At 68.0% G+C, this 12,014-nt stretch carries 12 protein-coding genes; 9 read left to right on the top strand and 3 right to left on the bottom strand.

The features are described 5' to 3' along the window. Positions 1-337 precede the first annotated feature (337 nt). From antA to BM297_RS02620, 9 genes are all read left to right on the top strand, one after another. Positions 338-1,729: an anthranilate 1,2-dioxygenase large subunit gene (antA, locus tag BM297_RS02660; RefSeq protein ID WP_092428026.1), complete on the top strand. Its 1,392-nt coding sequence runs from the start codon at positions 338-340 to the stop codon at positions 1,727-1,729. Beyond that, positions 1,729-2,220 (top strand): anthranilate 1,2-dioxygenase small subunit, encoded by a 492-nt coding sequence (antB, locus tag BM297_RS02655; RefSeq protein ID WP_092428024.1) that lies wholly within the window; start codon positions 1,729-1,731, stop codon positions 2,218-2,220. Before antA ends, antB begins: the two co-directional genes overlap by 1 nt. Before the next feature lie 19 nt (positions 2,221-2,239). Continuing rightward, positions 2,240-3,265 (top strand): anthranilate 1,2-dioxygenase electron transfer component AntC, encoded by a 1,026-nt coding sequence (gene antC, locus BM297_RS02650; protein WP_092428022.1) that lies wholly within the window; start codon positions 2,240-2,242, stop codon positions 3,263-3,265. 171 nt (positions 3,266-3,436) lie between these two features. Beyond that, complete coding sequence (locus BM297_RS02645; RefSeq protein ID WP_092428020.1) at positions 3,437-4,600, top strand: ABC transporter substrate-binding protein; 1,164 nt, start codon at positions 3,437-3,439, stop codon at positions 4,598-4,600. 65 nt (positions 4,601-4,665) lie between these two features. Beyond that, positions 4,666-5,577, top strand: coding sequence for a branched-chain amino acid ABC transporter permease (locus tag BM297_RS02640; protein ID WP_092428018.1), 912 nt, complete (start codon positions 4,666-4,668; stop codon positions 5,575-5,577). A gap of 10 nt (positions 5,578-5,587) precedes the next feature. Next, complete coding sequence (locus BM297_RS02635) at positions 5,588-6,613, top strand: branched-chain amino acid ABC transporter permease (RefSeq protein WP_092428016.1); 1,026 nt, start codon at positions 5,588-5,590, stop codon at positions 6,611-6,613. Then, positions 6,610-7,359, top strand: a complete 750-nt coding sequence (locus BM297_RS02630) for an ABC transporter ATP-binding protein (protein ID WP_092428014.1) — start codon at positions 6,610-6,612, stop codon at positions 7,357-7,359. Before BM297_RS02635 ends, BM297_RS02630 begins: the two co-directional genes overlap by 4 nt. After that, the gene (locus BM297_RS02625) at positions 7,352-8,041 is read left to right on the top strand and encodes an ABC transporter ATP-binding protein (protein WP_092428013.1); all 690 of its coding nucleotides are present in this window, start codon (positions 7,352-7,354) and stop codon (positions 8,039-8,041) included. The genes BM297_RS02630 and BM297_RS02625 overlap by 8 nt, the downstream gene beginning before the upstream one ends. Before the next feature lie 128 nt (positions 8,042-8,169). After that, positions 8,170-9,429 carry an OprD family porin gene (locus tag BM297_RS02620; protein WP_092428012.1) on the top strand — a complete coding sequence of 420 codons (1,260 nt, stop codon included), beginning with the start codon at positions 8,170-8,172 and terminating at the stop codon, positions 9,427-9,429. Between the two features lie 85 nt (positions 9,430-9,514). On the opposite strand, the gene BM297_RS02615 is transcribed toward BM297_RS02620, so the two are convergent. From BM297_RS02615 to madL, 3 genes are all read right to left on the bottom strand, one after another. Next, complete coding sequence (locus BM297_RS02615; protein ID WP_092428011.1) at positions 9,515-10,387, bottom strand: alpha/beta hydrolase; 873 nt, start codon at positions 10,385-10,387, stop codon at positions 9,515-9,517. A gap of 373 nt (positions 10,388-10,760) precedes the next feature. After that, positions 10,761-11,525, bottom strand: coding sequence for a malonate transporter subunit MadM (gene madM / locus BM297_RS02610; protein WP_092428613.1), 765 nt, complete (start codon positions 11,523-11,525; stop codon positions 10,761-10,763). A gap of 8 nt (positions 11,526-11,533) precedes the next feature. Then, complete coding sequence (gene madL / locus BM297_RS02605) at positions 11,534-11,971, bottom strand: malonate transporter subunit MadL (RefSeq protein ID WP_092428009.1); 438 nt, start codon at positions 11,969-11,971, stop codon at positions 11,534-11,536. Between the last annotated feature and the right edge of the window lie 43 nt (positions 11,972-12,014).

Raw genomic sequence — 12,014 nt, 5'->3', positions numbered from 1 at the left:
CTGGCAAATTTCCGGATAGACCCATCTGCCGAACGGCGGATTCCTCCGTGCCAGGCATGCCCGAAGCCCCGTTCCAGAGCGGCCGCGCACCAGAGAACGGCAGACTGTTACCGCCCGCTGGCCCGGCTGCCGCGGGTGTTACCGACCGCCCCGCGACAGGACCAAATTCCGTGTCATGTCCGCGCACGCCGGCAGCTGGGCGCGCTACCTGCTGATCCCCACAAACCCATAGCCGGAATTTCCGGATGGTCTTCGTCAACCAGGCGGATAGACCGGTTTGCCCGCGCTTTCCTTTAATGGCTTCCACGGATCACCCGCTGTGGAAGGTACAAAAACCATGACCAATTCAAACAAGAACATCGAGCAGTGGAAGGAATACATCGCCGGCTGTGTGGACTTCCGTCCCGCCGAAGGTGTTTTCCGTATCGCCCGGGACATGTTCACCGAGCCGGAGTTGTTCGACCTGGAGATGGAGCTGATCTTCGAGCGCAACTGGATCTACGCCTGCCATGAAAGCGAGCTGGCCAAGCCGCACGACTTCGTGACCATGCGCGCCGGTCGCCAGCCGATGATCATCACCCGCGACGGCAACGGTCAGCTGCATGCGCTGATCAACGCCTGCCAGCACCGCGGCGCCACCCTGACCCGCGTCTGCAAGGGCAACCAGTCCACCTTCACCTGCCCGTTCCACGCCTGGTGCTACAAGAGCGACGGTCGCCTGGTGAAGGTCAAGGCCCCGGACGAATACCCGGTGAACTTCGACAAGGCCTCGCGCAGCCTGAAGAAGGCGCGCATCGAGAGCTACAAGGGCTTCGTGTTCATCAGCCTGGACGTCGCCGGCACCGACAGCCTGGAAGACTTCCTCGGCGACGCCCGGGTGTTCTTCGACATGATGGTCGCCCAGTCGCCCACCGGCGAGCTGGAAGTGCTGCCGGGCAAGTCCACCTACACCTACGACGGCAACTGGAAGCTGCAGAACGAGAACGGCCTGGACGGCTACCACGTCAGCACCGTGCACTACAACTACGTGGCCACCGTGCAGCACCGCCAGCAGGTCAACGCGGCCAAGGGCGGCGCCACCGGCACCCTGGACTACAGCAAGCTGGGCGCCGGCGACGCCGAGACCGACGACGGCTGGTTCTCCTTCCACAACGGCCACAGCCTGCTGTTCAGCGACATGCCCAACCCCGCCGTGCGTCCCGGCTACGCCAGCGTGATGCCGCGCCTGGTGGAGGCCTACGGCCAGGCCAAGGCGGAGTGGATGATGCACCGCCTGCGCAACCTGAACATCTACCCCAGCCTGTTCTTCATGGACCAGATCAGCTCGCAGCTGCGCATCGTCCGTCCGGTGGCCTGGAACAAGACCGAGATCATCAGCCAGTGCATCGGCGTCAAGGGCGAGTCGGACGCCGACCGCGAAAGCCGCATCCGCCAGTTCGAGGACTTCTTCAACGTCTCCGGCATGGGCACCCCCGACGACCTCGTCGAGTTCCGCGAAGCCCAGCGCGGCTTCCAGGCCCGCCTGGAGCGCTGGAACGACATCTCCCGCGGCCACGACAAGTGGGTCAGCGGCCCCACCGCCAACAGCGAAACCATCGGCATCGCCCCGGCGCTGACCGGCACCGAGTTCACCCACGAAGGCCTGTACGTGAACCAGCACGCCAACTGGCAGCGGTTCCTGCTCGAGGGCCTGGACCAGAAAGCCCTGAAGCTCAAGGAGGTGGAGTAATGAATCCGCAGCTGCAGTACCAGATCGAACAGTTCCTCTATGAGAAGTCCGCGCTGTGCGACGCCCAGGACTGGGACGCCTACCTCGAGCTGTTCGACGAGCAGTGCGAATACCACCTGCCGCAGTGGGATTCGGAGCACGAGTACGTCAAGGACCCGAAGCGCGGCATGTCGCTGATCTACTACGCCAACCGCTCCGGCCTGGAAGACCGCGTGTACCGCATCCGCACCGGCAAGGCCGCCTCCACCGTGCCGATGCCGCGCACCGCGCACTTTGTCGACAACGTGCGGATCGCCGAGCTGGACGGCGGCCAGCTGGAGGTCAGGGCCAACTGGCACACCCTGTTCCACCGCCTGGGGATGAGCGAGCAGTTCTACGGGTACGTCACCTACCACCTCAAGCCGGCGGGCGAGAGCTGGAAGATCACCCGCAAGCACATCGTGCTGCTCAACGACACCATCAACTCGGTGCTCGACTTCTACCACCTCTGATTTACCGGATGGACGCGCCATGAGCCACAAGGTCGCCTTCAGTTTTGCCGACGGCAAAACCCTGTTCTTCCCCGTGCAGGGCAACGAGGTCCTGCTCGACGCCGCCCTGCGCAACGGCATCAACATCCCGCTCGACTGCCGCGAGGGCGTGTGCGGGACCTGCATGGGCCGCTGCGAGTCCGGCCGCTACGAAATGGACTACGTGGACGAGGAGGCCTTGTCGGCCCAGGACATCGAGCAGCGCAAGATCCTCACCTGCCAGACCCGGGTGAAGTCGGACGCGTCGTTCTACTTCGACTTCGACTCCAGCCTGTGCAGCGCGGCGCGTCCGGGGCAGCAGCGCGGCGTGGTCAGCCGCGTCGAGCAGGTCTCGCCGACCACCGCGATCCTGCATGTGGACGCCGGCGCCGACGGCCAGCAGCTGGACTTCCTGCCCGGGCAGTACGCCCGCCTGCAGGTGCCGGGCACCGAGGCCAAGCGCTCCTACTCGTTCGCCAACCGGCCGAACGCGCAGAACCGTCTGCAGTTCCTCATCCGTCTGCTGCCGGACGGGGTGATGAGCAACTACATCCGCGAGCGCTGCCAGGTCGGCGACGAGATCCGCTTCGAGGCCCCGCTGGGCGCCTTCTACATGCGCCACATCGAGCGGCCGCTGCTGCTGGTGGCCGGCGGCACCGGGCTGTCGGCGTTCCTCGGCATGCTCGACGAGATCGCCGAACGCGGCGGCTGCGGCCAGCCGGTGCACCTGTACTTCGGCGTGCGCCAGGCGGCCGACCTCTGCGAGCTGGAGCGCATCCAGGGCTACGCCGAGCGCATCCCGGGCTTCAGTTTCACCCCGGTGATCAGCGATGCGGATCCGGACTGGAGCGGCCAGCGCGGCTACGTGGCCGAGCACTTCGACGCCGCCGCCCTGCGCGAGCTGGCCTTCGACATGTACCTGTGCGGCCCTCCGCCGATGGTCGAGTCGGTGAAGGACTGGCTGGCGAGCAACGCCATCGACAACGGCCGCCTGTATTTCGAGAAATTCACCGAAAGCAACACCTGAGCGTCGCCGCGGGCCGGGACACCCGGCCCGCGCAACGCAACAACGACAACGACAACGACAACGACAACGACAACGACAACGACAACCAGCTTCACCCGCTTCATCGACTGCCCACGAACAAAAACCAGCAGCCCGAATCTCGCACGGAGCTGCACAACCAAGGCGGTAACCATGAAAAAGACCCTCAACCTTGCGCTGCTCGGGGCGGCACTGGCCTCTTCCTTCAACGTCCTGGCCCAGGAGCCGGTGCGCATCGGCTTCATCACCACCCTATCCACCCCCGCCGGCTACCTCGGCGAGGACGCCCGCGACGCCTTTCGCCTGGCCATCGAGCAGGAAGGCGGCAAGCTCGGCGGCGTGCCGGTGGAGCTGGTGGTCGAGGACGACGGCCTGCAACCCGCCAAGGGCAAGCAGATCGTCGACCGCATGAGCCTGGACGGCATCTCCCTGTACACCGGGGTGATGTTCTCCAACGTGCTCGCCGCCGTGGTCAACGGCGCCACCCAAGGCGACCGTTTCTACATCAGCGCCAACGCCGGCCCGTCCAACCTCGCCGGCGAGCAGTGCAAGGCCAACTACTTCGCCGCCTCCTACCAGAACGACGTGCCCCACGAGATGGCCGGCGTCGCCGCCAACGACCTCGGCTACCAGAAGATGGTCATCCTCGCCCCCAACTACCAGGCCGGCCGCGACGCCCTGGCCGGCTTCAAGCGCACCTTCAAGGGCGAGGTCACCGAGATCTACACCAAGCTCAACCAGCTGGACTTCTCCGTGGAGCTGGCGCGCCTGCGCGCGCTGAACCCGGATGCGGTGTTCCAGTTCCACCCCGGCGGCGCCGGCATCAACTTCGCCAAGCAGTACGGCAGCTCGGGCCTGGCCAAGAGCATCCCGATGGTGGTGCCGGTGTTCTCCATGGACGAGCGCATGCTCGCCGCCACCGGCGACGTGGCCGAGGGCGTCAACGTGGTCAGCGGCTGGAACCCGCAGTCCGCCAGCCCGGCCAACCAGGCTTTCATCCAGGCGTTCACCGCCAAGTACAACCGTGCGCCGACCATGTACGCCGCCCAGGGCTACGACACCGCACGGCTGATCGGCTCGGCGCTCAAGGCCACCCACGGCGACCTCAAGGACGCCGACGCCTTCCGCAGCGCCCTGCGCGCCGCCGACTTCGACTCGGTGCGCGGCGACTTCCGCTTCGGCAGCAACCAGCACGCGGTGATCGACTGGCACCTGCTCAAGGTCCAGCCCGGCGCCGACGGCAAGCTCGTCGAAGTGCCGGTCAAGACCATCGCCACGGCCCAGGTGGACAGCTACGCCGCCAAGTGCGCGCTCTGATCCGTCGCTGACGTCCCCTGCCTGCCGCCCCGCCGGGGCGGCGGCTCCCGCGTAGGACCCTTGCCATGCTGTTGCTCGAACAATTGCTCAACGGCCTGCAGTACAGCGCCCTGCTGTTCCTGCTCGCCTCCGGCCTGACGCTGATCTTCGGCATCATGGGCGTGATCAACCTCGCCCACGGCGCCTTCTACATGGTCGGCGCCTTCTGCGCCGCCTACACCGCGATCGCCAGCGGCTCGTTCTGGCTCGGCGGCCTGGCCGCTCTGGCCGGCGCCGCGCTGTACGGCCTGGTGATCGAAACCGCCATCGTCCGCCGGCTGTACAACCGCGACCACCTCGACCAGGTGCTGGCCACCCTCGCGGTGGTGTTCTTCACCAACGAGCTGATCACCCTGCTGTTCGGCCGCAGCCCGCCGGCCATGCCCACCCCGGACTGGTACGGCGCCTTCGTCGAGGTGCTGCCGGGGCTGATGTACCCGGTCAGCCGCCTGCTGTTCATCGGCGCCGGGCTGCTGGTCGCCGTGGGCATGTGGCTGCTGATCAACCACACCCGCCTGGGCATGCTGATCCGCGCCGGCGCCGACGACCACGAGATGGTCGGCGCGCTGGGGGTCAACATCGGCCGCCTGTACACCTTGGTGTTCGTGTTCGGCTGCGCGCTGTGCGGGCTGGCCGGCTTCATGGCCGCGCCGCTGCTGTCGGTGGAGATCGGCATGGGCGAGAAGGTGCTGATCACCACCTTCGTGGTCATCGTGGTCGGCGGCGTCGGCTCGGTGCGCGGCGCGCTGGTCGGCGCCCTGCTGATCGGCATGGTCGACAGCCTCGGTCGAGCCTATATCCCGCCGCTGCTCGACCAACTGCTGCCCGCCGAGGTCAGCGGCTCGCTGTCCGCCGGCCTGCTTTCCGCCAGCGCCTACATCGTCATGGCCCTGGTCCTGCTGGTCCGTCCGCGTGGCCTGCTGCCCGCGCGTGCCTGAGGAGAATCCCATGTCCCGTCGCATCGTCATCGACCTGGCCTGCCTGGCCACCTTCGCTCTGCTGCCGCTGCTCGCGGCGCTGCTGGACGAACCCTTCCTGGTCAGCCTGTTCACCCGCCTGGCCATCTACGGCATGGCCGCCGCCAGCCTCGACCTGTTGATCGGCTACGGCGCCCTGGTCAGCTTCGGCCACGCCGCCTTCTTCGGCCTCGGCGGCTACGTGGTGGGCATCGTCGCCTTCCATACCTCGCAGCTGCTGCCGCTGTGGGGCTGGGAGGGCAGCAACAGCGCGCTGCTCGTCTGGCCGCTGGCCCTGCTGTGCTGCGCCCTGCTCGGCCTGCTGATGGGCTACCTGTCGCTGCGCACCAGCGGCGTGCAGTTCATCATGATCACCCTGGCGTTCAGTCAGATGCTCTACTTCATCCTCGGCTCGCTGTCGCTGTACGGCGGCGACGACGGCATCCTGCTGAACGAGCGCAACAGCCTGCCCGGCCTCGATATGAACGACGCCAACCAGTTCTACTACCTGTGCGTCGCCCTGCTGGTCGGCTGGCTGCTGTTCTGCCGGCGCCTGGTCGGCTCGCGCTTCGGCTTCGTGCTGCGCGGCCTCAAGCAGAGCGAGCGGCGCACCGTCAGCCTGGGCCTGCAGCCGGTGCGCTACCGCCTGACCGCCTTCGTCATCGCCGGCCTCGGCGCGGGTCTGGCCGGCATCCTCTGGGCCAACTACGCGCTGTTCGTCAGCCCCGACATGGCCGCCTGGCAGAAGTCCGGCGAGCTGATGGCCATGGTCATCCTCGGCGGCGTCGGCACCCTGCTCGGCCCGGTGCTCGGCGCGGCCGCCTACCTCGGCCTGGAACAGCTGCTCAGCCTGTGGACCGAGCACTGGCTGCTGGCGTTCGGCCCGCTGCTCCTCCTGGTGGTGCTGTTCGGCCGCCAGGGCATCTACGGCCTGCTGATGAAGGGCGCCGGCAAGCCGCGCCGCGCCAAGGTCAGCTCCGCCCTCCCGCCCCTCGCTGCCCAGGAGGTCCGCCCATGAGCGCGCATCTGTCGATCCGCGGCCTGGAGAAGTCCTTCGGCGCGGTGAAGGCCACCAACAACGCCAACCTGGAACTGGCCGCCGGCGAACTGCACGCCATCATCGGCCCCAACGGCGCCGGCAAGTCCACCCTGATCGCGCAGATCGCCGGCGAGATCCGCCCGGACAAGGGCCAGATCCTCCTCGGCGGCCGCGACATCACCGCGGTGCCGGCCCACGAGCGGCCGCGACTAGGCCTGGCGCGCTCGTTCCAGGTCAGCCAGCTGTACCCCGAGTTCAGCCTGCTGGAGAACCTCGCGGTGGCCATCGCCGCCCGCGAGGGCAAGAGCTTTGGCCTGTGGAAGCCGCTGTCGCGCGACCGCAGCCTGCTCGATCCGGCGTTCGCCTACCTGCAGCAGGTCGGCCTCGCCCGCCGCGCCGAGGACCGGGTCAGCGAGCTGTCCCACGGCGAGCGCCGCCAGCTGGAGCTGGCCCTGGCGCTGGCCCAGGAAGCCTCGGTGCTGCTGCTCGACGAGCCGATGGCCGGCCTCGGCGCCGAGGAGTCGGCGCGCATGACCGAGCAGCTGATGGCGCTCAAGGGCCGCTACGCCATCCTGCTGGTCGAGCACGACATGGACGCCGTGTTCGCCCTCGCCGACCGCATCACCGTGCTGGTCTACGGCGAAACCATCCTCAGCGGCAGCGTCGAGGAAATCCGCGGCAACCAACTGGTCCGCGCGGCCTATCTGGGAGAGGAACATGCTTGAAGTCAGTGGACTGCGGGCCGGCTACGGCCTGAGCCAGGTGCTGTTCGACATGCACCTGAAGATCGAAGCGGGCCAGGTGGTGTCGCTGATCGGCCGCAACGGTATGGGCAAGACCACCACGGTGAAATCCATCATGGGCCTGCTCAAGCCCAGCGCCGGCAGCATCCGCGTGCATGGCAAGGAGCTGCGCGGCGCCACCCCCTGCCGCATCGCCCAGGCCGGCCTCGGCCTGGTACCGGAAGGCCGCCGCGCCTTCGGCAGCCTGAGCGTCAGGGAGAACCTGCTGGCCACCTCCAGCAAGGGCGGCAAGTGGGACCTGGCGCGCATCTACCAGCTGTTCCCGCGACTGCAGGAACGCCAGGACCAGCTGTCGAAGACCCTCTCCGGCGGCGAGCAGCAGATGCTGGTGGTCGGCCGCGCGCTGATGACCAATCCGCAGCTGCTGATCCTCGACGAAGCCACCGAGGGCCTGGCGCCGATCATCCGCGAAACCATCTGGAACTGCCTGGCCACCCTCAAGGCCGAGGGCGAGACCATCCTGGTGATCGACAAGAACCTCAAGGAGATGGCGCGGGTGGTCGACCGCCATCACATCATCGAGAAGGGCCGCCAGGTCTGGGAAGGCACGCCCGCCGAGCTGGCGGCGGCCCCGGAACTGTCGCACCGCTACCTGGGCGTCTGAGCCGCGCCCATCCCGGCCCGTGATCCCGCGGGCCGGACTACCCGACGCAACCTGCCTCCCATCGGCCCACTCCGGGCCGGCGGCGGCCGGCTGCGCCCTGAAAAACCACAAGAAGAAAGAGCCTCGCGATGAACTACAAGACCCCCACCCTTCCCCTGCTGTTGAGCACTTTGCCTCTTTCCGCCCTGGCCGCCGACGGCGGCTTCCTCGCGGACTCGACCGCGACCCTGAACGCGCGCAACTACTACTTCAGCCGCGACTTCCGCGACGTGCCGGCCAGCGCGCAGTCGAAACAGGAAGAATGGGCCCAGGGCTTCATCCTCAATTTCAAGTCCGGCTACACCCCGGGCCCGGTCGGCTTCGGCGTCGACGCCATCGGCCTGCTCGGCATCAAGCTGGACGGCAGCAAGGACCGAGCCGGCACGCTGGGCACCGGCCTGATGCCGCGCCACACCGACGGCGAGCCGGCCGACGAGTACAGCCGCGCGGGGGCGGCGCTCAAGGTCCGGGCGTCGAAGACCGAGCTGAAGGTCGGCGAGCTGCAGCCCAACCTGCCGGTGCTGACCTTCTCCGACATCCGCCTGCTGCCGCCGACCTTCCAGGGTGCCGGCATCGTCTCCCAGGAGTTCGCCGGGCTGACCCTGCAGGGCGGCCAGCTGCGCTCGATGAGCCAGCGTGACGAGGCCGGCGACGCCGAGATGTCGCCGTGGATCGGCCGCCGCGCGGTGCTGTCGGTGAGCAGCGACCGCTTCAACTACGCCGGCGCCGACTACGCCTTCAACGCCAACCGCACCAGCGTCGGCGCCTGGTACGCGCAGCTGGAAGACGTCTACCACCAGCGCTTCTTCAGCCTCAAGCACAGCGAGCCGCTGGGCGCCTGGACCCTGGGCGCCAACCTCGGCTACTTCGATGCCAGCGAGGACGGCGACCGGCTGGCCGGCGCCATCGACAACCAGACCTTCTACGGCATGCTGTCGGCCAAGCGCGGCGGGCACACCTTCCACGTCGGCTACCAGAACCTGTCCGGCGACGACGGCATGGTGCGCATCTTCGGCAACGTGACGCCGCTGGCCAACGAGCTGCCGACCTTCGACTTCGCCTCCACCGACGAACGCTCCTGGCAGGCGCGCTACGACTACGACTTCGCCGCCCTCGGCATCCCCGGCCTGGTCAGCACCGTGCGCTACGTGAAGGGCGACAACGTCGACACCGGGCGCAACTTCGAAGGCGAGGACTGGGAGCGCGACCTGGATCTCGGTTACACCGTGCAGAGCGGGCCGCTGAAGAACGTCAGCGTGCGCGTGCGCAACGTCACCGCGCGCTCCAACTACCGCGCGAGCATCGACGAGAACCGGCTGATCCTCAACTACACGGTCAGCCTGTTCTGATCGTCAGGGGCGCGCCGCCCGGTGCGCCCCCCTGCTCTCTTCGCCTTCCTGATTGCAGCGCCTCCACAAGGAGGCGCCTGCCGATTCACTCCGCGACCAGTCCCATCAACTGGAGCAACGCCCGGTACAGCGGCGTGCCCGGCTGGCCCAGCTCCAGCACCACGTCGAAATGGTTGCGCCCTTCCACCGCCAGCAGGCGACCGGGCAGCCCGCGGCTGCGCCAGGCCGCCAGGTAGTCCGCCGACTGGCGGGCGAATTCCGCCGTCTCCAGAGCGCCATAGGCGACCAGCAGCTCGCCGGCCGCCGTCGGTAGATGGAACTGCGGGCTGTTGCGCCGCGCCGCCGCCTCGTCCAGGCGCATCCAGCCGTTGATGTGGGTGTCCAGCAACGGCCGCAGGTCGAACAGCCCGCTGACCGGCAAGGCACCGCGCAGCACGTCCACTGGCAGGCCGTACTCGGCCTGCCAGCCGCCTGCCAGCAGCATGCCGACCAGATGGCCGCCCGCCGAACTGCCGCTGGCGTACAGCCGCTGCGGATCGCCGCCAAACGCGGCGATGTTGGCGTGGACCCAGGCCAGGGCGCGGCGCACCTGGGCGACGATCTGATCGAGCGTCACCACCGGCGCCAGGTCGTAGTCGATCACCACCACGCAGGCCCCGGCCGCGGTCAGCGCCGGTGCCATGAACGCCGAGTCGGCCTTGGACAGCGCACGCCAGTAGCCGCCGTGGACGAACAGCAGCACGGGCGCATCCGGCCGGCTGGCGGGGAAGATGTCCAGCCGCTCGGCGGCGCCCTCGCCGTAGGCAATGTCCTTGAAGCACGGCAGGGTCGCATGGGCCTGGTCGCTGAGTGTGCGGTAGATGCGCGGGTACTGCTCGTAGTCGGCGACGCTGGCGCGGGCGTTGTACTGCACGTCGTAGTAGGCGGCCAGCTCGGCCGGAGCGCAGGGGATCGTCATGGATTGTCTCCTCGTGGCGGCAGCTCGCTTGCCAGGCAGCCCTGACCATCCCGCGGAAAGGGTCGCGGCATCGAGCAGGATGGGACTGGGCCCGGCATGGCGGGCGCGTTGACGCGTGTGGCTTATCGATTCGAAGCCGCCCCAAACGCAGGCGCCCCCAAGACTAAGGCGTGCTGCAGGAGCCGATCTATCCGCAGGGGTGGCCAATGCTGGCCATATTTGCTGTCTCAGACCCGCTTGCAATCCGCGCCTTCGACCTGTTCGCCATCACCGTGGCCGCCGGCCGCATCTGCTGCGGCTGCACCTGCCCGCAGCGCATGTGGCGAAAGTCAACGGCCCGCACAAGGCGGGCCGCTGACGAAGGCATTGCCGATCAGCCGAACAGGCCGCGCATCACGAAGTAGATCAGCGACGGGCCGAGCAGGCAGCCGAGGGCGGTGTAGAAGGCCGCGGTCAGGCAGCCGTAGGGCACCAGCTTCGGGTCGGTGGCCGCCAGGCCGCCGGCCACGCCGCTGGAGGTGCCCATCAGGCCGCCGAAGATCACCGCGGCGCGCGGGTTGTTGAGGCCGATGAAGGGCGCCACGAAGGGGGTGGCGACCATCACCACGATGGCCTTGATCAGGCCGGCGGCGATCGACAGCGCCATCACCTCGGAGCTGGCGCCGATGGCCGCGCCGGTCACCGGGCCGACGATGTAGGTCACCGCGCCGGTGCCGATGGTGGTCAGGCTGACCGCGTCGGTGTAGCCGAAGGCCAGGGCCACGCCGGCGCCGGCGACGAAGGAGGCGAAGATGCCGACGATCAGCGCCAGCACCCCGCTGGCCCCGGCGCGCTTGAGCTCCGCGGGATTGACGCCGAAGCCGGTGGCGATGATCGCGAAGTCGCGCAGCATGGCGCCGCCGAGGATGCCGATGCCGGACAGCAGCGGGATGTCCACCAGGCCCTTCTGCCCGCCGGTGTACAGGCCACCGACGTAGGACAGCACCAGGCCGATGAGGATGGCGATGGCCGAGCCGTGCAGGCGGCCCTTGGTCAGCCTGGCGGATGCCCAGTAGGACAGCCACATGGTCGCGCCGATCACGGCGAAGCCGCTGATCATGCCGTAGCCGTTGAGTACCTTGGTCAGGGATTCGAGGATCATGGCAATCACCGTTGGGCGCTGGAGGTGGCAGGTTTGACAGTAGCGACAGGGGTTGCGGGCTTGGCGTCAGGCTCCGCGGCCACCTCGTCCTTGCGGCCGAGGCGGTCGAGCACCGGCACCAGGGCGAAGCTGATGGAGACCGCCGCCAGGCCGGCGAGGATCGCCGCCGGACCGCCGGACAGCGCGCCCAGCACGTTCTGCTGGGCAGCCATGGCGACCACGATGGGAATGTAGATGGCGCTCCAGAACTCGATGCCCTGTTCGGTCTTGCCGGCGAGCAGGCCGCGTTTACTGAGATAGCCGCCGCCGAAGATCAGCAGGATCATGGCGATACCGACACCGCCGACGTTGGAGGGCACACCCATGAGCACGCCGAGCAGGTCGCCGACGAACAGGCCGGCCAGTGTGCAGATGGACAGCAGGGCTACACCGTAGATGATCATTGTTGTTGTCCTTTAGTGGATCGAAGTTGTTGTTCTTGTACTT

Origin of the sequence: Geopseudomonas sagittaria, from assembly GCF_900115715.1 — a bacterium.
In the GTDB taxonomy this organism is placed as follows: domain Bacteria; phylum Pseudomonadota; class Gammaproteobacteria; order Pseudomonadales; family Pseudomonadaceae; genus Geopseudomonas; species Geopseudomonas sagittaria.
Note: the sequence above shows the minus strand (reverse complement) of the source record. Positions and strands in the feature narration are given on the sequence as shown.

Coding starts and splice junctions, on each gene's coding strand:
- antA (WP_092428026.1), top strand. CDS start 338: ATGACCAATTCAAACAAGAACATCGAGCAGTGGAAGGAATACATCGCC.
- antB (WP_092428024.1), top strand. CDS start 1,729: ATGAATCCGCAGCTGCAGTACCAGATCGAACAGTTCCTCTATGAGAAG.
- antC (WP_092428022.1), top strand. CDS start 2,240: ATGAGCCACAAGGTCGCCTTCAGTTTTGCCGACGGCAAAACCCTGTTC.
- BM297_RS02645 (WP_092428020.1), top strand. CDS start 3,437: ATGAAAAAGACCCTCAACCTTGCGCTGCTCGGGGCGGCACTGGCCTCT.
- BM297_RS02640 (WP_092428018.1), top strand. CDS start 4,666: ATGCTGTTGCTCGAACAATTGCTCAACGGCCTGCAGTACAGCGCCCTG.
- BM297_RS02635 (WP_092428016.1), top strand. CDS start 5,588: ATGTCCCGTCGCATCGTCATCGACCTGGCCTGCCTGGCCACCTTCGCT.
- BM297_RS02630 (WP_092428014.1), top strand. CDS start 6,610: ATGAGCGCGCATCTGTCGATCCGCGGCCTGGAGAAGTCCTTCGGCGCG.
- BM297_RS02625 (WP_092428013.1), top strand. CDS start 7,352: ATGCTTGAAGTCAGTGGACTGCGGGCCGGCTACGGCCTGAGCCAGGTG.
- BM297_RS02620 (WP_092428012.1), top strand. CDS start 8,170: ATGAACTACAAGACCCCCACCCTTCCCCTGCTGTTGAGCACTTTGCCT.
- BM297_RS02615 (WP_092428011.1), bottom strand. CDS start 10,387: ATGACGATCCCCTGCGCTCCGGCCGAGCTGGCCGCCTACTACGACGTG.
- madL (WP_092428009.1), bottom strand. CDS start 11,971: ATGATCATCTACGGTGTAGCCCTGCTGTCCATCTGCACACTGGCCGGC.